1 rRNA gene is annotated in these 450 nt (G+C 52.9%); it reads left to right on the plus strand.

Features of this window, described 5'->3' with window-relative positions:
* Positions 1–450 (plus strand): 16S ribosomal RNA (locus HH110_RS19100); the annotation flags it as partial.

Genomic DNA, 450 nt, shown 5'->3' on the forward strand with positions numbered 1-450 from the left:
AGCAGTAGGGAATCTTCCGCAATGGACGAAAGTCTGACGGAGCAACGCCGCGTGAGTGAAGAAGGTTTTCGGATCGTAAAACTCTGTTGTGAGGGAAGAACAAGTACCAAGTAACTACTGGTACCTTGACGGTACCTCACCAGAAAGCCACGGCTAACTACGTGCCAGCAGCCGCGGTAATACGTAGGTGGCAAGCGTTGTCCGGAATTATTGGGCGTAAAGCGCGCGCAGGCGGTTCTTTAAGTCTGATGTGAAAGCCCACGGCTCAACCGTGGAGGGTCATTGGAAACTGGGGAACTTGAGTGCAGAAGAGGAAAGTGGAATTCCATGTGTAGCGGTGAAATGCGTAGAGATGTGGAGGAACACCAGTGGCGAAGGCGACTTTCTGGTCTGTAACTGACGCTGAGGCGCGAAAGCGTGGGGAGCAAACAGGATTAGATACCCGGGTAG

Origin of the sequence: Stenotrophomonas sp. SAM-B, from assembly GCF_013387485.1 — a bacterium.
Taxonomy (GTDB): Bacteria; Pseudomonadota; Gammaproteobacteria; order Xanthomonadales; family Xanthomonadaceae; genus Stenotrophomonas; species Stenotrophomonas maltophilia_AA.